The sequence below is a fragment of the Nonomuraea solani genome (genome assembly GCF_900108335.1).
GTDB lineage: Bacteria > Actinomycetota > Actinomycetes > Streptosporangiales > Streptosporangiaceae > Nonomuraea > Nonomuraea solani.
Genome location: NZ_FNVT01000003.1, coordinates 220,640 through 243,563, shown reverse-complemented (window position 1 = coordinate 243,563; position 22,924 = coordinate 220,640). Strand labels below are relative to the sequence as shown.

Below are 22,924 nucleotides of genomic sequence, written 5' to 3'. Positions count from 1 at the left end.
TGTCAGTCACTGTCATACATTGCCGGAGACTTACGAGATCCATGCGTTGTGTACTGAGGGGGACGATATGGCTAACGCGAAGGCGGTCGAAGCGCCGCCACCGCCCAGCCCGGTGAAGACGGGGGCGGCGAGCAATCCGTGGCTCGTGCTGCTGGCGGTCAGCCTGGGCGTCATCATGGTGATGCTGGACGGCACGGTCGTGGGCATCGCCAACCCGTCGATCCAGGTGGACCTGAAGGCGTCACTGTCGGATCTGCAGTGGGTGACCAGCGGTTATCTGCTCGCGCTGGCGGTCTTCCTGATCACCGCGGGCAAGCTGGGCGACCTGTTCGGGCACAAGCGGGTCTTCCTGATCGGTGTGGCGGGCTTCGCGGTCTCCTCGGTGGGCATCGGTCTCAGCGCCGAGCTCGCGGACATCATTCCCGGCCTCTCGCCGATCGGCGCGCTGATCGGCCTGCGCGTGCTGCAGGGCCTGTTCGGCGCGTTGCTGCAGCCGGCCGCCCTGGCGCTGCTGCGCAGCGCGTTCCCCGGTGACAAGCTGAACCAGGCGATGGGGGCCTGGGGCGCGATCATCGGCCTGTCCAGCGCGGCCGGCCCGATCGTGGGCGGCGTGCTGGTCGAGCGGGCCACCTGGGAGTCGGTCTTCTTCATCAACGCCCCCGTGGGCATCATCGCCCTCGTCATGGGCATCTTCCTGATCAAGGACAACCGCGCGAAGACGCTGGCGCGCATCGACTGGCTCGGCGTGGTGCTGCTGTCCGGCGCGATGTTCTCGCTGGTCTGGACGATCATCAAGGCCCCCGAGTGGGGCTGGGGCGACAGCACGACGCTGACCTTCGTGGCCGCGTTCGTGGTGCTGATCGGCGCGTTCATCTTCTGGCAGGCCAGGGCCCGCCAGCCGCTGGTGCCGCTCTCGCTGTTCGCGAACCCCTCCATCTCCATCGGCACCGTCCTGATGATGATGGTCGCGTTCGCGATGTTCGGCGCGATGTTCTTCCTGGGCTTCTTCTTCCAGGGCGTGCACGGGCTGTCGCCGCTGGAGGCCGGTCTGCGCATGCTGCCCATGAGCGCGGGCATGATCTTCGCCTCGCCGCTGGCCGGCATGGCGATCGGCAGGCTGGGCGCGAAGATCACGATGGCGGCCGGTCTGGTGATCACCGCGATCTCGATGTTCCTCATGTCGCAGCTCAGCATCGACGCCACGTTCATCGAGAGCGCCATCCCGTTCGTCCTGCTGGCCTTCGGCCTCTCGCCGGTCTTCGTGGGCGCCACGGAGATCATCGTGGGCAACGCGCCGGTGCGGTTGAGCGGGGTCGCGGGTGGTCTGCAGCAGTCGGCCATGCAGGTCGGCGGCGCGCTCGGCACCGCGATCCTGGGCGCCGTGATGGCCGCCGAGATCTCCGCCAAGCTGCCCGGCTACCTGGGCCCGGCGGCGCAGGCGATGACGCCCGAGCAACTGGCGGGGCTGGAGAAGGCCGCCGCCTTCGGTTCGGCGCCTCCCGGCCTGCCCGAGGTGGTCAGGACGGCCGTGCACAGCTCCTTCATGGACGGCATGCACCTCGCCTTCCTGGTGAGCACCGGCATCGCGCTGCTCACGGCCGCGCTGACGTTGTTCGTCAAGGCCGGTCGCAAGACCGAGGGCGCGCCGGTTCACATGGGCTGATCCCCGCTTTCCGGTTTTTCGGTACGGCCCTCGCCACGCCTGGCGGGGGCCGTACCGCTGTGCCGGGGCCGGTCGCGTCCGGGCATAAACTTCATGGGGTGAGCACGAAGATCCTCCCCAAGCAGGAGACCACTCCGCAGACGTCGCACGGCGACGGCGACCACGAGCGGTTCGCCCACTACGCGGACAAGCACAAGATCACCGAGAGCATGGTGACGGGCACGCCCATCCGCGCCCTGTGCGGCAAGATTTGGGTGCCCAGCCGCGATCCCAAGAAATATCCGGTCTGCCCGGAGTGCAAGGAGATCTACGAGGGCCTGCCTCCCGGTGGCGGCGAGGGCGGCGACGACAAGCAGTGAGTGTTGCTGAGCGGTAATCCCCGCGCGTAGAGCTACGGTCGGTAGCCAGACCAGCTCAAACCGTAATGGGGGGATTGCATGGCCCGGCGCGTGACCGCCGTCTCGTTGGCATGCCTGCTCGCGGCCGGGTTCACACCGCCGCTCCGGCCCGGCGCCGCGGTGGCGGCCGGGTGCGCCCGGAATGCGACGGTGACGCCGCGAGCGCCGCGAGTGCTGGAAGCGGCCGGAAGGCCGGGGACGCCTGGGCCGCCCGGGCCGCGTTCGCCCAAGCCGGAAGACGTGGCCAAGGTCATGGCCGAGCTCGAACGGCGGCTCGCCGGGGCGGCCCCGCCCGCGCAGATCACCGTGCCCACGCGCGTGCACGTCATCGCCAGGGGGCAGCGGCAGGTCTCCGACGAGGCGATCAGGACCCAGATCGACACGCTCAACGCCGCGTACGGCGGCCGGTACGGCGGCGTCGACACCGGCGTGCGCTTCCGCCTCGACGGCATCTCCGTCAAGGAGAACGGCGCCTGGTTCGCCGACCCCGTCGGCTCCGAGAAGGCCATGAAGCAGGCGCTGCACCAGGGCGGGGCGAACACCCTCAACCTGTACATCGCCCAGCTCAGCGAACTCATGCTGGGCTTCGCCGGCTACCCCTACTGGTACGCCGACGCGCCCGCACTCGACGGCGTCGTGATCGACTGGCGCAGCCTGCCCGGGGGCGCGATGACCAACTACAACCGCGGCTTCACCGGCGTGCACGAGATCGGGCACTGGCTCGGGCTCTTCCACACGTTCGAGAACGGCTGCGCGGAGCCCGGCGACGGCATCGGCGATACCCCGGCCGAGGCCAAGCCGACCGAGGAGTGCCCCGAGGGCAAGGACACCTGCACCGCGCACGAGGGCCAGGACCCGATGCACAACTTCATGGACTACGCCCACGACCGGTGCATGTCGGAGTTCACGGCCGGGCAGGCGGAGCGCATGCGGGGGATGTGGGTGGCGTACCGGGACGCGACTGTCACCTAGATTTCCGACAAATTACGATACGTGGGTGACAGCACCAAAGGCACTCGACACTCCACACCGACCCCCTGGCCTCCTCGGTCCCGAATACCGCACGGCCACCTTAGGCATCCTCCTGGTGATCACGCTGATCGCCTTCGAGGGCATGTCGGTCGGCGTCGTGATGCCGGACGTCGCCGACGACCTGGACGCGCTCGACCTCTACGGGCTGAGCTTCTCCGCCTTCCTCATCGCCAGCCTGTTCATGAACGTGGTGGCCGGGCTCTGGTCGGACCGGCGCGGCTATCCGGTGCCGTTCCTGGCCGGGGTGGTGCTGTTCGTGGCGGGAATGGCGCTGGCGGGGGCGGCGACGTCCTCGGGGATGTTCCTGGTGGCGCGGGCCGTGCAGGGGCTGGGGGCCGGCGCCGCCATCGTGGCCCTGTACGTGATGATCGTCCGCGTCTACCCCCTGGAGGTACGCCCTAAGGCGTTCGCCGCCGTCTCCGCGGCCTGGGTGGTGCCCGCCATGGTCGGCCCGGCGGTGGCCGGGTTCGTCGCGGGCCACTGGGGGTGGCGCTTCGTCTTCTACGGGATCATCCCGCTGGTCGTACCGGCGCTGGCGATGCTCGTACCCGCTCTGCGCATGGGATCCGGCGAAAAGGCGGCGCCCGGCAGCGGGCCGCGGTCCAGGCCGGTGGCGATGACGCTGGCCGCCACCGCCACGGCCGGCGGGGCCGGTCTGCTGCTGCACGGCGTGGACCGGCTGCACACCCACTTCCCGTCCGCGGTCGTGGAGACGGTGGCGGGGCTGGCGTTGCTGCTCTACGGCCTGTACCGGCTGCTGCCTCCCGGCGCGCTGCGGTTCGCTCAAGGGCTGCCCACGACCGTCATGATGCGCGGGTTCTTCTCGGCGTCCTTCTTCGGGGTGAACGCCTTCATCCCGCTGGCGCTGCAGGAGGTGAAGTCCTTCGAGATGACGGCGGCGGGGATCGCGCTGACGACGGGGGCGCTGGGCTGGTCCGGCGGGTCGTTCCTGCAGAGCAGGCGCGCGGCCGGGGCCCACAGGCGGATCCGGCTGGGCGCCGGGTGCATCACGGTCGCGATCCTGATCGGCTCGCTCGCCGTCCTGCCCGGGGTGACCGGGTGGATCTCCGTACCGGCGTGGATCCTGGCGGGCTTCGGGATGGGCTTCGGCATGACCACGGTCAGCGTCACGGCCCTGCAGCAGTCGCCCGTACACGAGCAGGGGGCGAACTCGGCGGCGCTGTCGGTGACCGACCAGCTCGGGGCGGCGGTGGCCATCGGGGTCGCCGGCGCGCTGGTGAACGTGATCGGGCACGCGCCCGCCGAGATCGCCACCGGGTTCATGGTCATCTCCGCCGTCATGGCGGCCATCGGGCTGTCCGCCACGCTGCTCGCCGGGCGCACCCGCTGAATTCCGTCCCTCCTGCCACAGCGATCACGAATCGCCTGATCCTTGTCGCGAGGAGTGATAGGACAGCGGGCAAGGAGGTGCCATGGAGGGTGATCACCGTGTCTGGCCCCCTCAACCGGGACCCAGGCACCGCCGTCCGCCCGACCCGTCCCCCAGCGGCCGCCTGGCCCCGGACGGCCGGGGCTCGGGCAGCCGGGGCTCGGACGGTACGGCCTCAGGCGGCCGGGCCCCGGACGGCTGGGGCTCGGGCAGTCGGGGCTCGGACGGTACAGCCCCTGGGCCCACGGCTCCAGCCACAGCCGACGCCGCCCCGGACGCCCCGGACGGCCCGGCCCCCGATGACACGATGCCCGCGCGTCGTGGCGGGGAGCCGTACCGGGGATGGCGGGACCGCGCGAGCGCCCTGGAACGCGACCGTGGCCCGTCAGCATGGGGCCGGCCCTCCACAGAGCCCGGTCCCGGTCCGCGAGCAGCGGGGCGGCCCCTCAGCGAACCCGAACCCGGCCGCCGATCGGCGAGCCGGCCCTTCACCGAACCCGAACCCGAGCCCGGCCCTGCTCCGCGAGCGCCGGGCCGGGGCTTCTCGGAGCCCGACCCGTTGGCGCCCGGCTGGGCCTTCACGGAATCCGATCGGCGCCCGCACCCTCTGGATCTCGAACCGGAGGAGCCCTGGAGCCCCCGGATCCGCCGTCTGGACCACGACGTGGGCCCCCGGGACGCGCTGCCCCCTTCCGCCCGTCTCTACGGCACTCCGGCGGACCCGGGGCAGCACGGCGGCGGGGTGTGGCGGCGCTGGGCGGGCGTGCTGGTGGCGCTGGTGGCCGGGACGGGGCTGGTGGCGGGGGCGACGGTGGTGGTGCTGCGGTTCACCGCGCCACAGGTCGAGACGGGGCGGCTGAGCGACTCGCTGGCCGGGGTGACGGCGACGTTGCCACAAGGGTGGACCGAGGGGGCGGTGGCGCCGGTCACGGGGTTCACCTCGGTCGTCAGGGACGGGGACGGCGGGTTGATCATGGCCAGACCGGTGCCGGGGGCGGTGAAGGACGCCAAGAAGGCCACGGCGGAGGCGGCGGAGCTGTACTCCAGGCTCCTGCTCAAAGGCGACCGCGTGACCATCGTCGAGGACCGGCCGATGCCCGATGGGTACACACGCGCCCTACGGGCGGAATATCAGGATGTGGTCAACCGGCCCGCGTTCCTCAGAGTGATGCTTCTCACTCGCCAGGACACTGCCGTACTGCTCGTCGGACTGCTCCAGCCCGAGGAAAACAGCAGGAGACAGGCGCTCGACGCAGTGATGACCAGCCTCAGATAAGCCACATAGCACGTGAGAAAGACCTTGGCCAGAATCCTCAACTCACGGCACGTCTTGTCGGTGGGCCCGATTACTCTTGGGTCACTGTGAGAGAGCGAAGCACACGAACCCCAGAGGTGATGCGGTGAGCACCTTCGCCGCGTCCCACCTGTCGCCTTCATACCCTGACCGGGCCGCGTGGGGCACCGCCCCCAAGTTGCGCGCCTGGCAGCAGCAGGCGTTCGACCTCTACTTCAGGCGCGAGCCGCGTGACTTCCTCACCGTGGCGACGCCGGGCGCGGGCAAGACGACCTACGCCCTGCGCATCGCCAGCGAGCTGCTCGCCAACGGGGTGATCAGGGCGATCACCATCGTCACGCCCACCGAGCACCTCAAGCGCCAGTGGGCCGACGCCGCCGGCAAGGTCGGCATCGGCATCGACCCGGAGTTCAAGAACAGCCAGGGTGCCACCTCGCGCGACTACACCGGCGTGGCGGTGACGTACGCGCAGGTCGCCATGCATCCGGCCCTGCACAGAGCCCGTACGGAAAACCGCAAGACGCTCGTCATCTTCGACGAGATCCACCACGCGGGCGACGCCAAGTCGTGGGGCGACGGCGTGCGCGAGGCGTTCGAGCCCGCCACCCGCCGGCTCCAGCTCACCGGGACGCCGTTCCGGTCCGACGACAACCCGATCCCGTTCGTGGGCTACGAGGAGGACGCTGAGGGCCTCAAGCGCAGTGTCGCCGACTACTCCTACGGCTACGGGCCGGCCCTCGACGACGGGGTCGTCCGGCCGGTGATCTTCCTGGCCTACTCCGGTGAGATGAAGTGGCGCACCCGCGCCGGCGACGAGATCGCCGCGACGCTGGGCACCCCGCTCACCAAGGACCAGCTCTCCCAGGCGTGGCGGGCGGCGCTCGACCCGAAGGGCGACTGGATCCGCCAGGTCATGCAGGCCGCCGACCGCCGCCTCACCGAGGTGCGCAGAGGCGTGCCCGACGCGGGTGGCCTGGTCATCGCCACCGACCACGAGACGGCCCGCGCCTACGCTCGTCACCTGCGCAACATCACCGGCGAGGGCGCCACCGTGGTCCTGTCGGACGACCCGGGCGCTTCCAAGAAGATCAAGCAGTTCGCCGCCTCCGAGGAGCGCTGGCTGGTCGCCGTGCGCATGGTCTCGGAGGGCGTCGACATCCCGCGCCTGTGCGTGGGCGTCTACGCCACCTCGACCTCGACCCCGCTCTTCTTCGCCCAGGCCGTGGGCCGTTTCGTGCGTGCCCGCAAGCGCGGTGAGATGGCCTCGGTCTTCCTTCCCTCGGTGCCCACGCTCATGGGGCTGGCCAACGAGATGGAGGTGGAGCGCGACCACGTGCTCAACAAGCGGCCTCTTGAAGACGGCCTCGACGACTCGCTCCTCGACGACGCCAACCGCCAGAAGGACAATCCCGACGTCCTGGGCGACGAGCTTCCGTTCGAGACGATGGAGACGTCGGCCACGTTCGATCGGGTGCTGTTCGACGGCGGCGAGTTCGGCACGGGCGCGGAGATCGGCTCGGCCGAGGAGGAAGACTTCATCGGCCTGCCAGGGCTGCTGGAGCCCGACCAGGTGGCCACGCTCCTCCGCAAGCGCCAGTCTGACCAGCAGGCCGCCAAGCGCAAGCAGCCCGCCCAGGAGGCCGAGCCGGTGCTGGCTCCGCACGAGCAGATCGCGGAGCTGCGGCGTGAGCTCAACGGGCTGGTCGGTGCCTGGAACCATCGCACGGGGCAGCCGCACGGGGTGATCCACTCGGACCTGCGCCGGGCTTGCGGTGGGCCGCCTATCGCCCAGGCCACGGCCGAGCAGATCCAGGAGCGCATCGACACCATCCGCCGCTGGGCCACCCAGCGCCGCTGACCCGTTCCCCGCCGCACTTCGGCTGAGGTCCCTCTGGAGACTTGGGTGCTGGGGGCCGGTTCGCGGCCAGGACGCGTGCCGGCGCACCGGCCCCCTCGGGTGAAGGGGCCGGGCGGTGAGGTCGACCCGGCTCATCGCCTCTGCCGGTCGGCGAAGGGCCGGGCCCGGCGAGGGGCGGTGAGGTGCCCGTCACTTCCGTCGCCCGGGGTGGTGAGGGCGACCCGGCTCGTCGCCTCTGCCGGTCGTGCGGAGGGCCGGGCCGGAGTGCGGGGCACGGGGAGGCTGCCGCCTGGGCGTCGCCGTCCTGTGGGGGGAGACCGGCCTGTCCGAGCGTCCAATCCCTCCTCAAGGACCTGTGCCGGGTCAGGGGTGGTGGGTTCGGTTCAGGGGCTTGATCAGGATGCGGCACAGCTCTGGCCGGAGTTCGTGCCGGCCGTTCGGGTGGTACACGACGTCCGTCGTAGCCACCGGCCCGTACCGCCACTCCACGTACCCACGACGCTGGTACAGCCGCTGCGCGCCCGGGTTGTCCAATCCCACCCCGAGCGCCACCTTGGTGTGGTTGATGGCGGCGAGCCGCTGCTCGGCCGCCCGTAACAGCTCGGTCCCGATGCCCTCGTTACGCCGCCCGGCGGCGACCTCGAGGTGGGTGAGGAGCGCGACCCCGGGTAAGAGGGCGCGCAGTTCCGGCTCCTCGGCGGGAGCGAGCCAGACGTAGACGTCCCCCACGGCAACCTCCTCGTCCCAGGCGATGAGGAGGAAGCCGTGCCCGGCGTCCTGCCTGGCCAGGCGGTCGGTGAAATAGGTCTCCTGGCCGAGCGAACGGATCAGGGCAGGAAGATCGGCATGGACGGCTTGGCGAATATCAAGTGCCCCCACGGACCGAGAGTTTCCCGTCCGGCGCTCGCGTGAATCAACGCGGCGTGTTCCCGGGGGTCCAGTAGCGCAACGGCCGCACGCCGTCCTTGGTCAGCCACTTCATCGCGTCCGCCGTGGCGGCCCCGAGCTCCGGCAGTGTTTCGAAGTGGCGGGCCCACACGTCGCGGTCGCGCGTCCAGGCGTCGAGGAAGGCGACGCACAGGGCCGGCGTGATGAGGTCGTGGCGGCCGCGCGCGGCGATCAGGGACTCCTCCATCCGGGTACGCGCCCCATAGGACGGCGGAAGCTCCCTGACGCGGTCGAGCACGTCCTGGATGAACTCCTTGCGCTTGGCGAGGAAGCCGGCCCAGTGCGCCGGCTCGGTCGCGGCCTGCCAGCCGCCGCTCGCCCGCTCGTCGAGCAGCCAGTAGACGCCCTCGGCCAGCACGTCGCCGAGCTCCTGGTCACGAGCACGCAGGGGCCGGTCGAAAGGGTCGTACGGGCGCTGCCGCACCATCCCGGTGACCGCCAGCCGGCTCAGCGACGTCTCGCCCAGCAGGTAGAACCAGTCCTCGTTGTAGACGTTCGGGAAGAAGGAGCGGCGGCGGGTCGTCTCGATCGCCATGGCCCCGCCGCCCACGAAGGAGTCCTGGCGGCCACCGGCCAGCCGGTGCGCGTGGCAGACGACCGAGTTGTCGGGAAAGCCGCCGATGTGCATCCCCACGGCGTCGTAGTCGTCGAGCAGCGCGGCCGCCCTGACGACCTCCTCGTGCCCGCCGACCTCGATGTCGTCGTCCAGGAAGACGATGCGCTCCCACTTCATGAGGCGGGCGAGCATCAGGCCCAGGTTGCGTTTCGCGCTCAGGTCGGTCTTACGGGCGAACGACGTGCCCTTCAACAGCGCGGTGGTGCGGAAGTCGGGCAGGTTGAGCAGCTTCGCCTGCCCGAGGTCGACGGCGAGGAAGTCCACGTCGTCGGGCATCCGGGCGGCGGCCTCCCCGGCGCTGCTGTAGTTGCCGCTGTGCAGCGACACGAGCCGGCAGTTCAGCTCGGACGCCAGGCAGATCGCGTACTTCAACCACCTGGGATGCCGGATGGTCGGCACCACGATGGCGTCGACCCTGCCCGGCGTGGCCGGTACGAACGCGTCGCCGGGCGCGTCCACCAGCTTTCTGTGGGAGCCGTGGTGATGCTCCACGCTGACGTGTGCTATTTCAGTCTCCATGAGTGAGCTCCGGCCATTCGTGGAGCCGGAACTTTTCCAGGGTCCAGTCGGGGGTGACCACCACCCGGCCCTCGACCCTGACCTGGGTGAGAATGCCGTAGGACTGCGCGGCGCCGAAACGCGACCGCAGATAGGCGGCGTTCCGGTCGCGGAAGCGTGAGTCGGTGAGCGCGCGCACCACGCCGTAGACGCCCCGGGCGTACATGCCGTTGCAGATGGTCAAGGTGCTCTGCTCGTTGTCGGGGTTGACGCCCCGGTAGAAGAACGCGACGTCGCGCAGCAGCCGCCGGTCGGCCCCGTAACGGGGATGGTGCCGCCGCGTGTCGCCGCCTTCCGTGACCTCGAAATAAGGTCCTTTCTCGCCCTCCCAGTCGGGCACCTGCCGCACCGGGAGATCGATGCGATCGAGCACGGAGGCGGTGACCTCGTTGTAGTCGACGCCGCCCAGCAGCACGATGTGGGTCGTCAGGTCGTCGGAGCGCAGGTCCTCGGTGGCGCGCAAGGTCACGGGACTGTGCGGGTTGGCGGCCCTGAGGTGCCCCCACAACTCGAACAGGGAGTCCAGGTCGGAGTATTTGTAGAGCTCGATGTAGTCGCCGCTCAACGGAGACGCGTACGGGATCTTCGCACGGTCCTCGTCGGGCACCTGGGAGCAGATGATCGTGATCGGCTCCCCGGTGGCGAAGTGCCAGGGGCCCTCGCTGAAGGCGTCCGGCAGGCGTACCGAGTCGGCGTTGTCGAAGTCGCTCTGAGACCTGAGCGCCGCCTGGCGCAGCCGGGTCAGCTCGGTGTAGAGCTCGTGATGCCGGTCGCGCTCCTCCGCCGTCATCTCGGCCGGGGTGAGCACGCGGGTGGTGCCGTTGGCGACCGAGCGCCTGCTCGCGAAGAACGCGGCGTACTTGTCGAGCCGGTGCAGGGGCGGGATCTTCACGGCGTGAGTGGACTCCCACGACGAGATCAGCGGGACGCTGACCCCGAACGCGTCGCGCAACTGTGCCTGGGTGACCCGCAGGTCGGCCCAGTGGCTGTCGCGGAGCTCGCGCAGTCGCCGCGCCAGCGCGGTCCGCGCGTCATCGTCGCGGCTCATGCCTAGCCTCACTCGTGTGAACTTCAGCGATATCTAGTAAATATCCAGTCGGGCCGAACTCTGGATTGGCGGGTAAACGCGCAGTTGAGGACCGACAGAAGCCACCAGTCTAGCCACTTACCCCCAAGTTTCGCGTGCGAATAGCCCGCGTCCTTTCTGGGTAGTAAAGAGAATAGAAGTTCAGTGAAGATAACTGAAGTCTACTGAATAGAGGTGGAGGTGGTTCGATGAACGCCGGATGAGTCCCGGACCAGGAGCGGCATCCCCACGCGGAAAAGACCGCGGACACCCCTGACCCGCCAAAAGCAGAGGTGCCCGCACCGCAAGGTTTCTGTCAGAGCGCGTCTCCGCACCAGGGAAAACCCTATGCCAACAGTAGCCCTCCACCTCATGGTGGCAATGCCCACTACGACCGACAGCCGACACCTGTCCCTGTTCATCCTGGCGGCCCTGATCACGCTGACGCTGGCCGCGATCCGCGGACTCGTCAGACGGGCGCGCGTCGTCATGGTGGTCAGCGGCACCAGCGTCCTGCTCGTCGTCCTCGCCGTCCTGGCCATCGCCTACGTGATCACGCTCGGAGTGGGCTGAACGCGGTCGCGCGCGGCGCGTCCCCCCAGCGCTGCGCGCGGATCGACGGCGACTACCTCGCGCGACTCTGCGCGTTTGGCCACAGAGCAGTGGCCTCCTGTTAGAAGCTCGACGTAATCGGCAACAACCACTCTTGGCTTGTCTTGGATACGCAGAAGGACCTTGCCCATGTCGTCTGAGGCCCCCGGAAAGTCGACGCTGATCGTCACTTCCGGCCTCTCTCGAAACGCCATCATCATCAGGCTCGAAGGTGAGCTCGATGTCACCGCGCTGCAGGTGCTCAGGGAGCATCTGCAGCGCATCTGGGATCTGCCGCCCAAGCCCTTCCTGATCCTGGACCTCGGTGAGCTCTCGTTCTGCGACTCGATGGGCATGAACGAGCTGGTCGACATCATGCAGCGCTGCGAGGCCAGAGGCACCAGGCTGCTGCTCGGCGGGGTGCAGGGGGTCATGGCGCGGGTGTTGTCGATCACCGGGCTGCGCCACGCGTTCGAGGTCTTCGCCCAGCTCGACGACGCCCTGCGGACGGCGGTGGCGCAACCCGGCTAGAGCCTAGGCGTGCGGGGCGGCGTGCATCGCGATCGTCCCGGCCTCCAGCAGGGCTAACGTGACGAGCGCGCCCGCTCGCTCGGCGTTGGTGCCCTTGACCAGCAACCACAGGCTGAGGGGGGCGAGGAGCAGCCAGGCCAGACCGAGGGAGAGGGCCAGCATGGAGAAACCTCCAAGAATCTGTTGCTCTCCGTAGTTGTTCAACTTCGGAGAGGGTTCGCCCTCTTCGATATCACATGGCCTGAGCGTTGCCCAGGGTGCGGGATCGATCAGCCCACGGCGGGTGCGCCGCGCATGACGGCGCCGGCCTGCTCCATCTCAGCCAGGGCCGCCTCCGTGGTCGTGCGCGCCACGCCGGCCGTCAGGTCGAGCAAAACCCGCACCGCCAGGCCGTGCTCGACCGCGTCGAGGGCCGTGGCGCGGACGCAGTGGTCGGTGGCGATGCCCACCACGTCGACCTCGCGCACCCCGCGCTCGTTGAGCCAGTCGGCCAGCGTGACCCCGTCGCCAGAGGTGCCCTCGAAGCCGCTGTAGGCCGCCTCGTAGGCCCCCTTGCTGAACACCTCCGCCACCTCCGCCACGTCCAGCGACGGATGGAAGTCGGCGCCCGGCGTGCCCGCCACGCAGTGGGCGGGCCAGGTGGAGACGTAGTCGGGGGCGTCGGAGAAGTGGGCTCCGGGGGAGACGTGGTAGTCGCGGGTGGCCACCACGTGGTCATAGCCGTGGTCGGTGATGTGCCGGGTGATCGCGGCCGCCACCTCCGAGCCCCCGGCCACGGCCAGGCTGCCGCCCTCGCAGAAGTCGTTCTGCACATCGACGATGATCAACGCGGTGCCCATAGACAGCACGATACGTCAGGCGAATTCGGTGGGGATCGCCGCGTACCCCCTGCCCAGGTGGAGGGCGTCCTGAGGGAGGGTGGCGATGGTGGCGGCGTGGCGGTCGCGGGCGGCGGTGAGGGGCTCCCGGCCGACCACCTCGCCGTCGCGCACCAGCTCGTGCAGCAGCGGGACGCCGCCCTCGGGCGCGAGGCCGCCGGTGGTGATCAGCTCGGTGTCATAGTGGCCCGTCTCGTCCAGCAGCCGGTACGCCTCCTTACGGCCCCCGCGCGACGGCTTGCCCACCGAGCGCTTGGCCACGGGCTCCAGCTTGCCGGTCGCCGTCTCCCGCGCCACCAGCTTGTACACCAGGGCCGCCGTCGGCACGCCGGAACCGGTCACCAGGGACGTGCCCACGCCGTAACCGTCCACGGGGGCGGCGGCGAGCGCGGCGATGGCGTACTCGTCGAGATCGGAGGTGACCAGGATGCGGGTGTTGAAGGCGCCGAGCGCGTCGAGCTGCTCGCGCACCTCCTGGGCGGCCGCCGCCAGGTCGCCCGAGTCGATGCGGACCGCGCCCAGCTTGGGCCCGGCCAGCTCCACGGCCGTGCGGACCGCCTCGGCCACGTCGTACGTGTCCACCAGCAACGTCGTCTCCGGCCCGAACGAGGCGATCTGGGTCTCGAACGCCTCCCGCTCCGAGTCGTGCAGCAGCGTGAACGCGTGCGCCGCCGTGCCGGCCGTGGGCACCCCGTACGCGTGCCCGGCCATGAGGTTGGAGGTCGAGGCGAACCCCGCGATGTACGCGGCCCGCGCGGCGGCCACGGCGGAGCTCTCGTGCGTCCGGCGCGAGCCCATCTCGATGAGCGGCCGTTTACCCGCCGCGTTCGTCATCCGCGAGGCCGCCGAGGCGATGGCGCAGTCGTGGTTCAGGATCGACAGCACGACCGTCTCCAGCAGGACGGCCTCCGCGAACGTGCCCTCCACCACCATGATCGGGGAGGCGGGGAAGTAGACGTCGCCCTCGCGATAGCCGCAGATGTTTCCGGAAAACCGGTAATCGGCCAGAAACGCCAGAGTGGCCTCGTCCACGACGTGGTGCTCGCGCAGAAAGGTGAGTTCCTCGTCACCGAACCGGAAGCGTTCGACGGCGTCCAGGACACGTCCCGTACCAGCGACGACACCGTATCGGCGACCCCCAGGAAGGTGCCTGGCGAACACCTCGAAGACCGCGCGCCGGTGCGCCGCGCCGCTCCGGAGAGCGGCCTGCAGCATCGTCAGCTCATAGTGATCTGTGAGCAACGCAGTGCTCATGGTCATTCTCACGACTCGAAGACTACGGCCCAGATAGGGCAGACTCGGGGATGTGGGTAGCACCGCTCCAATCGCCGTTGAGCGTCCGTCATCGGACGTCCGGCCCGATCTGCCGTGGGTGACCATCGTCTGGAACGACCCGGTCAACCTCATGTCCTACGTGACCTATGTCTTCCAAACGGTCTTCGGTTACACGAAAGAGAAGGCCGAGAAGCTCATGATGGACGTACATCACAAGGGCAAAGCGGTCGTGTCCAGTGGCACGCGCGAAGAGATGGAACGCGATGTGCAGATTCTCCACTCCTACGGCTTGTGGGCGACGGTACAACCGGATTCAGTCAAATGAGCAGATCGAGAAGGTCGAGCAGACGAGTGAGGCGGCGCCGGTGAGTTCGGGGTTCTCGCGGGGCAAGAACGGCGGCGTCATCGCGGAGTTCGAGGCCGCGGAGGTCTCGCTGCTGCGCTCGCTCGTCTCCATGATGCTCGGCCTGGTGTCCCCTGGGCAGACCAGCGACGACCCGCTGGAGCGGGCGCTGGGCATCGGCGACAGCGTGGTGCCGTCGGATCCGGTGCTGGCCAGGTTGTTCCCGTCGGCCTACCAGGACGAGAAGGAGGCGGCCGAGTTCCGCCGCTACACCGAGGCCACGCTGCGCGACGGCAAGAGGGCCGACGCGCAGACCGTCCACGACACCGCCAGGTCGGGGCGCGCGGAGCTGACGGCCGAGCAGGCGCAGGCGTGGCTGCGCGCGTTCAACGACCTGCGGCTCACGCTCGGCACCAAGCTCGACGTGACCGAGGAGATCCACGACGAGATCGCGATGATGTCCGAGGACGACCCGCGATACCCGGCCTACGTCACCTACGACTGGCTGACCTACCTGCAGGACAGCCTGGTTCGCGCCCTCTGGTAATTTCCGGGCATGCTGTCGATCTCGCAGGAACTGGTGGACAAGATCGTCGCCCATGCCCGGGCGGATCACCCCGATGAGGCGTGCGGCGTTATCGCGGGTAAGAACGGGGTTCCCGAGCGGTTCGTCCCGATGGAGAACGCCGAGCGTTCCCCGACCTTCTACCGCTTCGACTCGATGGAGCAGTTCCGGGTCTGGCGTGAGATGGACGACCGCGACGAGGAGCCCGTCGTGATCTACCACTCCCACACGGCCACCGAGGCGTACCCGTCGCGCACCGACGTGTCCTACGCCTCCGAGCCCGAGGCCCACTACGTCCTGGTCTCCACGCGGGACGAGGCCGAGGTGGAGTTCCGCTCGTACCGGATCCTCGATGGGGAGATCACCGAGGAAGAGGTAAGGTTTCTCCCATGATGGTCAGGCCGGTGCAGAGCTATCTCTTTGCGCATACTCCGGCTGTCGTCGTGTACGACTGTCCGTGACTCGGAATCCGTATCAACCCATCGGTGTTGCCCCCGATGGGACGACGACCTGACTGAGGAGACTGAGCGCGATGGCCATCGAGGTTCGCATTCCGACCATCCTGCGTAACTACACCGACGGCGCCAAGGCCGTCAGCGCCGAGGGCGCCACCCTCGAAGAGCTGATCAGCGATCTCGAGTCCAGCCACCCCGGCATCAAGGACCGCCTGGTCGACCAGGGAGCCCTGCGCCGATTCGTCAACGTCTACCTCAACGACGAGGACGTGCGCTTCCTGGGCGGCCTTGGCACGCCGCTGTCCGACGGTGACACGGTGACCGTGCTCCCCGCCGTCGCCGGCGGGTGACATGCGTTTCGACTCGCTGATCGACTCGGTCGGCCGCACGCCCCTGGTCGGGCTCCCGAGGTTGTCGCCCTCCGCCGACGTGCGGGTGTGGGCCAAGCTGGAGGACCGTAACCCGACCGGGTCGATCAAGGACAGACCGGCGCTCTGGATGATCCAGGAGGCCGAGAAGGACGGGCGGCTCACGCCGGGCTGCACGATCCTGGAGCCCACCAGCGGCAACACCGGCATCTCACTCGCGATGTCGGCCAAGCTCAAGGGCTACAAGCTGATCTGCGTGATGCCGGAGAACACCTCGGAGGAGCGCCGCCAGCTCCTGCGCATGTGGGGCGCGGAGATCATCTCCTCGCCCGCCGCGGGCGGCTCCAACGAGGCCGTGCGGGTGGCCAAGGAACTGGCCGCGCAGAACCCGTCGTGGGTGATGCTCTACCAGTACGGCAACCCGGCCAACTGGCGCTCCCACTACGAGACCACCGGTCCGGAGATCCTGGAAGACCTGCCCACCGTCACCCACTTCGTGGCCGGGCTCGGCACGACGGGCACGCTGATGGGGGTCGGGCGGTTCCTGCGCGAGCGGGTGCCGGGCATCCAGATCGTCGCGGCCGAGCCGCGCTACGGCGAGCTGGTCTACGGGCTGCGCAACGTGGACGAGGGGTTCATCCCCGAGCTCTACGACGAGTCGGTGCTGACCACCCGCTTCTCGGTGGGCTCTGCCGACGCGCTGCGGCGCACCCGCGAGCTGCTGGAGACCGAGGGCATCTTCGCCGGGGTCTCGACCGGGGCCGCGCTGCACGCCGCGCTGGGCGTGGCCAGGAAGGCGGCCAAGGCGGGCGAGCGGGCCGACGTCGCGTTCGTGGTGGCCGACGGCGGCTGGAAATACCTGTCCACGGGCGCCTACGAGGGCACCCTGGAAGAGGCGGAAGAGCGTCTCGAAGGCCAGCTCTGGGCCTGAGCCACGAAAGGGGCGGCCGGTCGATGCGACCGGCCGCCCCTTTTGCGTGAGCTACTAGTTGAACAGCAGGCGGAGTGAGAACGCCGCCTCGGTGTCGCTCTGCGTGCCGCTGAGCCCGACGGCCCGCAGCACCTGGGCGTTGGCCTTGTCGTCGCCCTGCATGGACTGCAGGTAGAGCTTCTCGACCTTGTCCAGGTCCACGAAGAGCGCGTAGTTGGCCTCACCCGCGTTGGGGATCGCCGTCTGGAACGTCTCCGAGTCGCCGAGCGTGCCCTCCTCGGCCAGCTTCTTGGCGTACTCGTCGGTCGTCGCCACCGTGAAGACGCCGTCGCCGGACTGCTTGGCGATCTGCGGGGCGGCGCCACCCTGGCTCAGCGCCTTGGTGACCTTGTCGAGGATGGCCTGCGCCTTGGCCGGGTCGGTCGCGATACGCACGCCACCCTTGACCTGGTCGCTGTCCAGGCCCTCGCTGTCCACGGCGACCGTGAAGTTCTGGCCGAGGAACGTGGCCAGGTCACCCGGCAGGTTCAGGCCGAACTGGGTCTTGGCCTGCTCGAAGAGCTGCGTGATCTCGGTGCTGCCGGAGGCCTTGGCCTGCTTCTCGATCTCGGCCCACTGCTTGGTGACGACCTGGTCGAGGCCCGAGACCGACAGGGCGCCGGCCGTGCTGGCCGGCAGGGTGCCGAGGTTGGCGACGGGCAGGTCGCCCTCGGGAGCCATGCCCTGGGCGCCCCTCACGACACCGGCCAGCTCCACGTACGCGCTGTCGAAGCGCAGCGCGCCGGCGAACCGGGCGTCCTTGACCTTGTCGAGGGCCGCCTGCTGCTCGGTGGAGACGGTCTTCTTGGCCAGGTCGAGCAGACCGCCCATGTCAGCCCAGAACGACAGCACGCCCTGCTCGCCGACGGCGCCCATGTCGTCGCTGAACTCACTGTTGTCGGACAGGCTGCCCTCGCCCTGCGCGAACTTAGTCGCCAGCTCCTGCGTGGAGCTCAGCAGCGCGTAGTCCTCACGGAAGGCGACGCCGTACTTCTCGCCCTTCATGAGCTTGGCGAGACCGGCCTTGGCCAGCTCCTGGTCCTTGACCTGGACGGCCACCGCGAAGTCGGGCTCCTCCTTGCCGGAGGGAACGGCGGCGAAGCCGATGCGGCTGCCCAGCCACGGGTCGACGTCCTTGGCGAAGTCGACCTTGTCGTCGCCATCGTTGAGCTGGTTGAACAGCGCCTGGCGCGGGTCCTCGCCGGAGAAGGAGTCCTTGGTGACCGTGAACTTCCTGGCGAGCTGGAACAGCGCCAGCTTCTGGTTCGCGGCCGGGTCGAGGTCGATCCGGGCGTAGGCGATCGAGTTGGCGGGCAGGACGTCGTTCGGCTGCGTGCCGCCGCCGCCGAAGGCGCCCACGGCCCACACCGCGCCGCCGCCGAGGACGACCACGGCGAGCGCCGCCGCGATGGCGATCACCCAGTTCTTGCGGCCCTTCTTGGCGGGCTCGGCCGGGCCGAAACCCTCGGGGCCCTGCTGCTGCCAGCCGCCGCCTTGGGCGTACTGGTCCTGCTGCTGCCAACCTTGCTGGGGCTGCTGTTGCTGTTGCCAGCCGCCCTGGGCCTGCTGCCAATTCTGCTGGCTCTGCTGGCCGTACTGGGGGTCATAAGAAGGCTGCTGTCCAGGCTGGGCACCGTAATTGGGCTGCTGGCCGCCGTAGGACGCCTGCTGCCCTCCCTGCCCGTACGCGGACTGCTGGTCGTACGACTGCTGGCCGTAAGGCTGCTGCTGCTGGTACGGCTGCTGCTGCGGCGGATAGGGCTGCCCCGGATACTGCGCCGTCGGCGGGTTCTCCGGCTGCTGCCCCTGGTTCCAGTTGTACGCCGTGGTCCGGTCTGGATCCTGGCCATAGGGGGGATTATTCGCAGACATCACTCAACTCACAATGTGGACTTTTGACCACAGAGAAGGTAGCTGATGTTGCTAGACGAGCGCTTGCAATGTGCTGAAGTCGGTTTCAGACCCTATTGAGCTCCTTCCTGAGCACATCGATGTGGACCTCGCCATCGCCGTAGTCGGCGACGTTCTCCCACGGCACGAATGTGCACCCTGCGTAGACCAGGCGCGCCAGCGCCCGCGAGAGCCACGTCGAGCGGCCCTGAGCGTCGCGCAGGAGGCCCAGCAGGAGCGGGGCGCGCCGGCTGGAGACGACCAGCCCGTAGACGGTGTGGCTCTGCTGGAGCTCGCCCCGGTGCCTGACTACCCGGATGTCCACCACGAAACCGACCCACACCCCGTTGGAGTCCCAAAGGGACTGACCGATGAGTTCGGTGACACTTGCCATGATCGAACTTTCTCAGGCGAATCACGTTTTCGCAGGTAGGCACGCTGATGGGCGAATGCTCTAGAGTGCCTCTAGAATATGGTTCCGGAGATGGGATAGGCACGGATGACGAAGTTCGACGAGGCGACGCAGGCGATCAGGGTCGATGAGCACACCTATGACGTTTGTCTCGATCCCGGTTACGCGATCGGCGGGCCGCTCAACGGCGGCTATCTGATGGCCGTGATCCTGCGCGCGGCGGTGGACGCGTCGCCGTTCGAGCACCCGGTGAGCCAGACCTCGCAGTTCCTGAAGGCGCCGGTGGCCGGGCCCGCGCAGGTGCGGGTGGAGCCGCTGAAGGCGGGCAGGACGGCCGCGTTCGCGAGGGTCACGCTGGTGCAGGACGGTGTGGCGAAGATCGAGGGGCTGGTGACGACCGCCACGCTGCAGGAGGTCGAGCCAATTTATGCCGAAAAATCGGCTTATGAGATGCCGGGGCTCGACGACTGCGTCAAGCTGCCCGACCCCAAGCCCGAGTCCGGCATGACCCTGAACGCCCAGATGGACCTGCGCTTCGACCCGCCCACGATCGGCTGGCTGAAGGGCGAGCCCACCGGCCGGCCCGAGTCGCGGGCGTACTTCAGGATGACCGAGCCCCAGGACCCCGACCCGTACGTGCTGGCCCTGGCCGTGGACGCGCTGCCGCCCGTGGTGTTCTCGGCCGGCGCGCGCGGCTGGGCGCCCACCGTGGACCTCACCTGGCACCTGCGCGCCCTGCCCGCGCCCGGCTGGCTCACGCTGCTCGGCAGCGGCCGCCTGGTCTCCGACGGCTGGTTCGACGAGGAGGTCGAGGTGCGCGACTCGACCGGCCGGCTGGTGGCCCAGGCACGCCAGCTGGCGCGCGTCGGGAGGGGCTGACAGGGCCGGGTGTGACCAAGACAACATCGCATCAAGCTCACGTGTCGCACCTGTGAGCATTCTTACGCAGTGTTGATCGCGCAGGTCGCCTACCCTCTAGAGCGTGCCGGACGCGAGTATTGGGATCTTCGACAGCGGGGTCGGCGGTTTGACGGTCGCCCGGGCGATCATCGACCAGCTACCCCACGAATCGATCACTTACGTGGCCGACACGGCCCATCAGCCGTACGGGCCGAAGCGCATCGCGGAGCTTCGCGCCTACGCCCTGGAGGTGATGGACCACCTCGTCGAGCAGGACGTCAAGATGCTCGTGATCGCGTGCAACAGCGCCAGCTCCGCCGTGCTGCGCGACGCGCGTGAGCGTTACGACGTCCCGGTCGTCGAGGTGATCCAGCCGGCCACCAGGCGCGCGGTACGGGCCACCCGCAACGGCAGAGTGGGCGTGATCGCGACCAGGGCCACGATCGACTCCATGGCCTATCACGACGCCTTCACCGCGGCACCCGACGTAGAGCTCACCGGCGTGGCCGCCCCACGCCTGGTGGAGTACGTCGAACGAGGAGAGACGATGAGCGACCAGCTCATCGAGGTCGTGCGCGACTACCTGGCGCCCATCAGGGCCGCCGGGTGCGACACTCTCATCCTCGGCTGCACCCACTACCCGCTGCTCACCGGCGCCCTTTCCTACGTCACCGGTGACGGGGTCACGCTGGTTTCCAGCGCCGACGAGACGGCCAAGGACGTCTATCGGATCCTGCACGACCGCGGTCTGGCGGCGGGAGGCGAGGTCACCCCCCGGCATCGCTTCCTGGCCACCGGCGATTCCCTGCTCTTCGCCCGGCTCGGGCGACGTTTCCTGGGCCCGGAGATCGATGTGGTCGAAGTCGCACCAGTGGGGGGTACTACCTTTAACGGGAGGCCCACATGAAGGTGACCATCGTCGGATGCTCGGGCAGCTATCCCGGGCCTGACAGCCCCGCGTCCTGCTACCTCGTCGAAGCGGACGGATTCAGGATGCTGCTCGACTTCGGCAGCGGCTCGCTGGGCGCGCTGCAACGCCATATCGGCCTGTACGACGTGGACGCGATCTGCCTGTCGCATCTGCACGCCGACCATTGCCTCGACATCTGCGGCTACCACGTGGCCCGCACCTACGGCCCGGAGGCGCCCTACCCCACCGTGCCCGTCTACGCCCCCGCCGACGCCCCCGCCCGGCTGGCGGCCGCGTACGGCATGCCGGAGGAGCCGGGCCTGGAGACGGCGTTCGAGTTCGTGCCCCTGACGGCGGGCTCGTACGAGATCGGGCCCTTCGTCCTCACCGCCGGCCTGGTCAACCACCCCGTCGAGGCGTACGGCTTCCGCGTCACCGACGGCACCGCCTCCGTCGCCTACTCCGGCGACACCGGCCAGTGCGACGAGCTGGTCAAGCTGGCCGCGGGCGCCGACCTGCTGCTGTGCGAGGCGTCGTTCGTGGAGGGCCCCGACCTGCCGCCCGACCTGCACCTGACCGGCCGCCAGGCGGCCGAGCACGCGGCCAAGGCCGACGTGGGCCGGCTCGTGCTCACCCACCTCGTGCCGTGGAACGACCAGGCCACCGTCCTCGACGAGGCCTCGGGCGGCGGCTACGACGGCCCGGTCGAGCTGGCCCGCAGTGGAGCGGTCTACGACCTGGCCTGAACCTCGGTGAACTCCCGCATGCGCGGCAGCGGCGAGAACAGCAGCGGGACGACCGCCAGCAACCTGACCGACATGAACAGCCACAACGCCTGCCGCACCCCGATCTGCTGGGCGACGAGGCCGCCGAGGAGCGCGCCCAGCGGCATCATCCCCCACACCATGAAGCGGACCGACGCGGTGATCCGGCCGAGCATGTGCTCGGGCGCCACGGTCTGGCGGTAGGTGATCTGGCCCACGTTCGCCACCGCGGCGCTCCACGAGAGCGCCATCGAGGTGATCGCGAAGAACGCCACCCGCCAGTCGGCCTGCGTCAGCGGCATCAGCAGGCCGAACGGGGCGCCCACCGCGGTGGCCAGCCAGGTCATCCTGGCGGTGCCGAACCTCTTGGCCAGCCGGGCGCTGCTCAGGCTGCCGAGCACGCCGCCGATCCCACCGGACATCAGCAGCAGCCCGATGATGCCAGGCGCCAGCTTGACCTCCTCCGCCAGGAACAGCACCGACAGGCCGACCACGGCGCTGACGGACAGGTTCACGGTCGCGGACGAGGCCACGAACATGCGCATCAGCCGGTCCCGTAGCACGTACGCCAGCCCCTCGCGAATGCCGCGCAGCAGCGGCCCCCGCTCGGTGTCGGCGGGCGGTCTGTCGGGCACCTTCACCGACCTCAGGAAGAGCACCGAGGCCAGCGCGCCGGCCGCGGTGGCGACCAGCGTGCGCGGCGCCCCCAGCAGTTGCACCAGCACGCCACCCAGGCCGGGACCGGCCAGGAAGGCTCCCGAGCGCACGACCTCCAGCTTGGAGTTGCCGTCGCTGAGCTGCTTGGTGTTGACCAGGTCGGGCAGGTACGTCTGATCGGCCACGTCGTTGAACACCTGCGTCGCCCCCGCCAGTAGCGCGACCGCGAACAGCATCCCGATCGACAGCAGCCCCAGCTCGGCCGCGACCGGAATGCTCCCGAGCAGCGCGAATCTGGCCAGGTCGGAGACCATCATCACGCGGCGCTTGCGCATCCTGTCGACCCACACCCCCGCGGGAAGGCCGATGAGCAGGAACGCGGTCGTCTGTAACGCCGAAAGCAGCCCGACCTCCGCGGGCCCGGCGTTCAGCACGAGTACGGCTACGAGCGGGAGGGCCACGCGCGAGATATTCGCCCCGAGCTCGTTCGCGACATGCGAACTGAGGAACCGGAGGAAGTCAGGGTTTCGCAACACCCCCGTTGTCATTGCGTAAGGATCCATGTGTCGGACACATTTGGTCAAGAGTGTTG

The 22,924-nt window shown here is 69.2% G+C and carries 25 protein-coding genes; 16 read left to right on the top strand and 9 right to left on the bottom strand.

All coding sequences use genetic code 11. The features are described 5' to 3' along the window. Positions 1 to 67 precede the first annotated feature (67 nt). The 6 genes from C4V41_RS12200 (at position 68) to C4V41_RS12175 (ending at position 7,635) form a co-directional block, all read left to right on the top strand. Complete coding sequence (locus C4V41_RS12200) at positions 68 to 1,663, top strand: MFS transporter (protein ID WP_103955942.1); 1,596 nt, start codon at positions 68 to 70, stop codon at positions 1,661 to 1,663. Positions 1,664 to 1,761: 98 nt separating this feature from the next. Further along, the gene (locus tag C4V41_RS12195; protein WP_103955941.1) at positions 1,762 to 2,022 is read left to right on the top strand and encodes a DUF3039 domain-containing protein; all 261 of its coding nucleotides are present in this window, start codon (positions 1,762 to 1,764) and stop codon (positions 2,020 to 2,022) included. A 78-nt stretch (positions 2,023 to 2,100) separates the two neighbouring features. Then, positions 2,101 to 3,033, top strand: a complete 933-nt coding sequence (locus tag C4V41_RS12190; RefSeq protein WP_103955940.1) for a zinc metalloprotease — start codon at positions 2,101 to 2,103, stop codon at positions 3,031 to 3,033. Positions 3,034 to 3,148: 115 nt separating this feature from the next. Then, complete coding sequence (locus C4V41_RS12185) at positions 3,149 to 4,444, top strand: MFS transporter (RefSeq protein WP_235030076.1); 1,296 nt, start codon at positions 3,149 to 3,151, stop codon at positions 4,442 to 4,444. 703 nt (positions 4,445 to 5,147) lie between these two features. Next, complete coding sequence (locus C4V41_RS12180; protein WP_146103632.1) at positions 5,148 to 5,759, top strand: hypothetical protein; 612 nt, start codon at positions 5,148 to 5,150, stop codon at positions 5,757 to 5,759. Positions 5,760 to 5,883: 124 nt separating this feature from the next. Further along, positions 5,884 to 7,635, top strand: a complete 1,752-nt coding sequence (locus tag C4V41_RS12175) for a DEAD/DEAH box helicase (RefSeq protein ID WP_200823920.1) — start codon at positions 5,884 to 5,886, stop codon at positions 7,633 to 7,635. Between the two features lie 363 nt (positions 7,636 to 7,998). Here C4V41_RS12175 and C4V41_RS12170 read toward each other — a convergent pair whose 3' ends face one another. From C4V41_RS12170 to C4V41_RS12160, 3 genes are read right to left on the bottom strand one after another with little or no spacing between them, the layout of a single operon-like run. After that, a complete protein-coding gene (locus C4V41_RS12170) occupies positions 7,999 to 8,514 on the bottom strand; it encodes a GNAT family N-acetyltransferase (protein ID WP_103955937.1) in 516 nt (171 codons plus the stop codon). A gap of 34 nt (positions 8,515 to 8,548) precedes the next feature. After that, on the bottom strand, positions 8,549 to 9,718 hold the full coding sequence (locus C4V41_RS12165) for a hypothetical protein (protein ID WP_146103631.1): 1,170 nt from the start codon (positions 9,716 to 9,718) through the stop codon (positions 8,549 to 8,551). Further along, positions 9,708 to 10,805, bottom strand: coding sequence for a helix-turn-helix domain-containing protein (locus C4V41_RS12160; protein ID WP_103955935.1), 1,098 nt, complete (start codon positions 10,803 to 10,805; stop codon positions 9,708 to 9,710). Before C4V41_RS12160 ends, C4V41_RS12165 begins: the two co-directional genes overlap by 11 nt. A gap of 399 nt (positions 10,806 to 11,204) precedes the next feature. Between C4V41_RS12160 and C4V41_RS12155 the strand changes: the two genes are divergently transcribed. Then, positions 11,205 to 11,396, top strand: coding sequence for a hypothetical protein (locus tag C4V41_RS12155; protein ID WP_146103630.1), 192 nt, complete (start codon positions 11,205 to 11,207; stop codon positions 11,394 to 11,396). Positions 11,397 to 11,564: 168 nt separating this feature from the next. Beyond that, positions 11,565 to 11,945, top strand: coding sequence for an STAS domain-containing protein (locus C4V41_RS12150; RefSeq protein ID WP_103955933.1), 381 nt, complete (start codon positions 11,565 to 11,567; stop codon positions 11,943 to 11,945). Positions 11,946 to 11,948: 3 nt separating this feature from the next. Here the strand turns inward: C4V41_RS12150 and C4V41_RS61775 are convergent, their stop codons facing one another. The 3 genes from C4V41_RS61775 to C4V41_RS12140 all read right to left on the bottom strand — a co-directional run bounded on the left by C4V41_RS61775 (position 11,949) and on the right by C4V41_RS12140 (position 14,083). Then, complete coding sequence (locus C4V41_RS61775) at positions 11,949 to 12,107, bottom strand: hypothetical protein (protein ID WP_160150254.1); 159 nt, start codon at positions 12,105 to 12,107, stop codon at positions 11,949 to 11,951. Positions 12,108 to 12,214: 107 nt separating this feature from the next. Beyond that, positions 12,215 to 12,784 carry a nicotinamidase gene (locus C4V41_RS12145; RefSeq protein WP_103955932.1) on the bottom strand — a complete coding sequence of 190 codons (570 nt, stop codon included), beginning with the start codon at positions 12,782 to 12,784 and terminating at the stop codon, positions 12,215 to 12,217. A 15-nt stretch (positions 12,785 to 12,799) separates the two neighbouring features. Then, entirely contained in the window at positions 12,800 to 14,083 is a 1,284-nt protein-coding gene (locus tag C4V41_RS12140; protein ID WP_103955931.1) for a nicotinate phosphoribosyltransferase, read from the bottom strand. A gap of 46 nt (positions 14,084 to 14,129) precedes the next feature. Between C4V41_RS12140 and clpS the strand changes: the two genes are divergently transcribed. The 5 genes from clpS (at position 14,130) to C4V41_RS12115 (ending at position 16,760) form a co-directional block, all read left to right on the top strand. Beyond that, complete coding sequence (clpS, locus tag C4V41_RS12135; RefSeq protein ID WP_103955930.1) at positions 14,130 to 14,423, top strand: ATP-dependent Clp protease adapter ClpS; 294 nt, start codon at positions 14,130 to 14,132, stop codon at positions 14,421 to 14,423. A gap of 40 nt (positions 14,424 to 14,463) precedes the next feature. Beyond that, entirely contained in the window at positions 14,464 to 14,988 is a 525-nt protein-coding gene (locus C4V41_RS12130; protein WP_103955929.1) for a DUF2017 domain-containing protein, read from the top strand. 9 nt (positions 14,989 to 14,997) lie between these two features. Beyond that, positions 14,998 to 15,399: a Mov34/MPN/PAD-1 family protein gene (locus tag C4V41_RS12125; RefSeq protein WP_103955928.1), complete on the top strand. Its 402-nt coding sequence runs from the start codon at positions 14,998 to 15,000 to the stop codon at positions 15,397 to 15,399. Positions 15,400 to 15,538: 139 nt separating this feature from the next. Beyond that, the gene (locus tag C4V41_RS12120) at positions 15,539 to 15,811 is read left to right on the top strand and encodes a MoaD/ThiS family protein (protein ID WP_103955927.1); all 273 of its coding nucleotides are present in this window, start codon (positions 15,539 to 15,541) and stop codon (positions 15,809 to 15,811) included. Position 15,812: 1 nt separating this feature from the next. After that, entirely contained in the window at positions 15,813 to 16,760 is a 948-nt protein-coding gene (locus C4V41_RS12115) for a PLP-dependent cysteine synthase family protein (protein ID WP_103955926.1), read from the top strand. A gap of 54 nt (positions 16,761 to 16,814) precedes the next feature. Here C4V41_RS12115 and C4V41_RS12110 read toward each other — a convergent pair whose 3' ends face one another. After that, positions 16,815 to 18,671: a DUF3352 domain-containing protein gene (locus C4V41_RS12110; protein ID WP_103955925.1), complete on the bottom strand. Its 1,857-nt coding sequence runs from the start codon at positions 18,669 to 18,671 to the stop codon at positions 16,815 to 16,817. A gap of 85 nt (positions 18,672 to 18,756) precedes the next feature. Further along, entirely contained in the window at positions 18,757 to 19,083 is a 327-nt protein-coding gene (locus C4V41_RS12105; protein WP_103955924.1) for a hypothetical protein, read from the bottom strand. A gap of 105 nt (positions 19,084 to 19,188) precedes the next feature. On the opposite strand from C4V41_RS12105, the gene C4V41_RS12100 reads away from it, so the two are divergent. The 3 genes from C4V41_RS12100 (at position 19,189) to C4V41_RS12090 (ending at position 21,657) form a co-directional block, all read left to right on the top strand. Then, complete coding sequence (locus tag C4V41_RS12100) at positions 19,189 to 19,980, top strand: thioesterase family protein (RefSeq protein WP_103955923.1); 792 nt, start codon at positions 19,189 to 19,191, stop codon at positions 19,978 to 19,980. A gap of 103 nt (positions 19,981 to 20,083) precedes the next feature. Then, positions 20,084 to 20,908: a glutamate racemase gene (gene murI / locus C4V41_RS12095; protein ID WP_103955922.1), complete on the top strand. Its 825-nt coding sequence runs from the start codon at positions 20,084 to 20,086 to the stop codon at positions 20,906 to 20,908. Continuing rightward, positions 20,905 to 21,657 (top strand): MBL fold metallo-hydrolase, encoded by a 753-nt coding sequence (locus C4V41_RS12090; protein ID WP_103955921.1) that lies wholly within the window; start codon positions 20,905 to 20,907, stop codon positions 21,655 to 21,657. The genes murI and C4V41_RS12090 overlap by 4 nt, the downstream gene beginning before the upstream one ends. Here the strand turns inward: C4V41_RS12090 and C4V41_RS12085 are convergent. Further along, the gene (locus tag C4V41_RS12085) at positions 21,642 to 22,880 is read right to left on the bottom strand and encodes an MFS transporter (RefSeq protein WP_235030075.1); all 1,239 of its coding nucleotides are present in this window, start codon (positions 22,878 to 22,880) and stop codon (positions 21,642 to 21,644) included. The genes C4V41_RS12090 and C4V41_RS12085 overlap by 16 nt on opposite strands. Positions 22,881 to 22,924 lie beyond the last annotated feature (44 nt).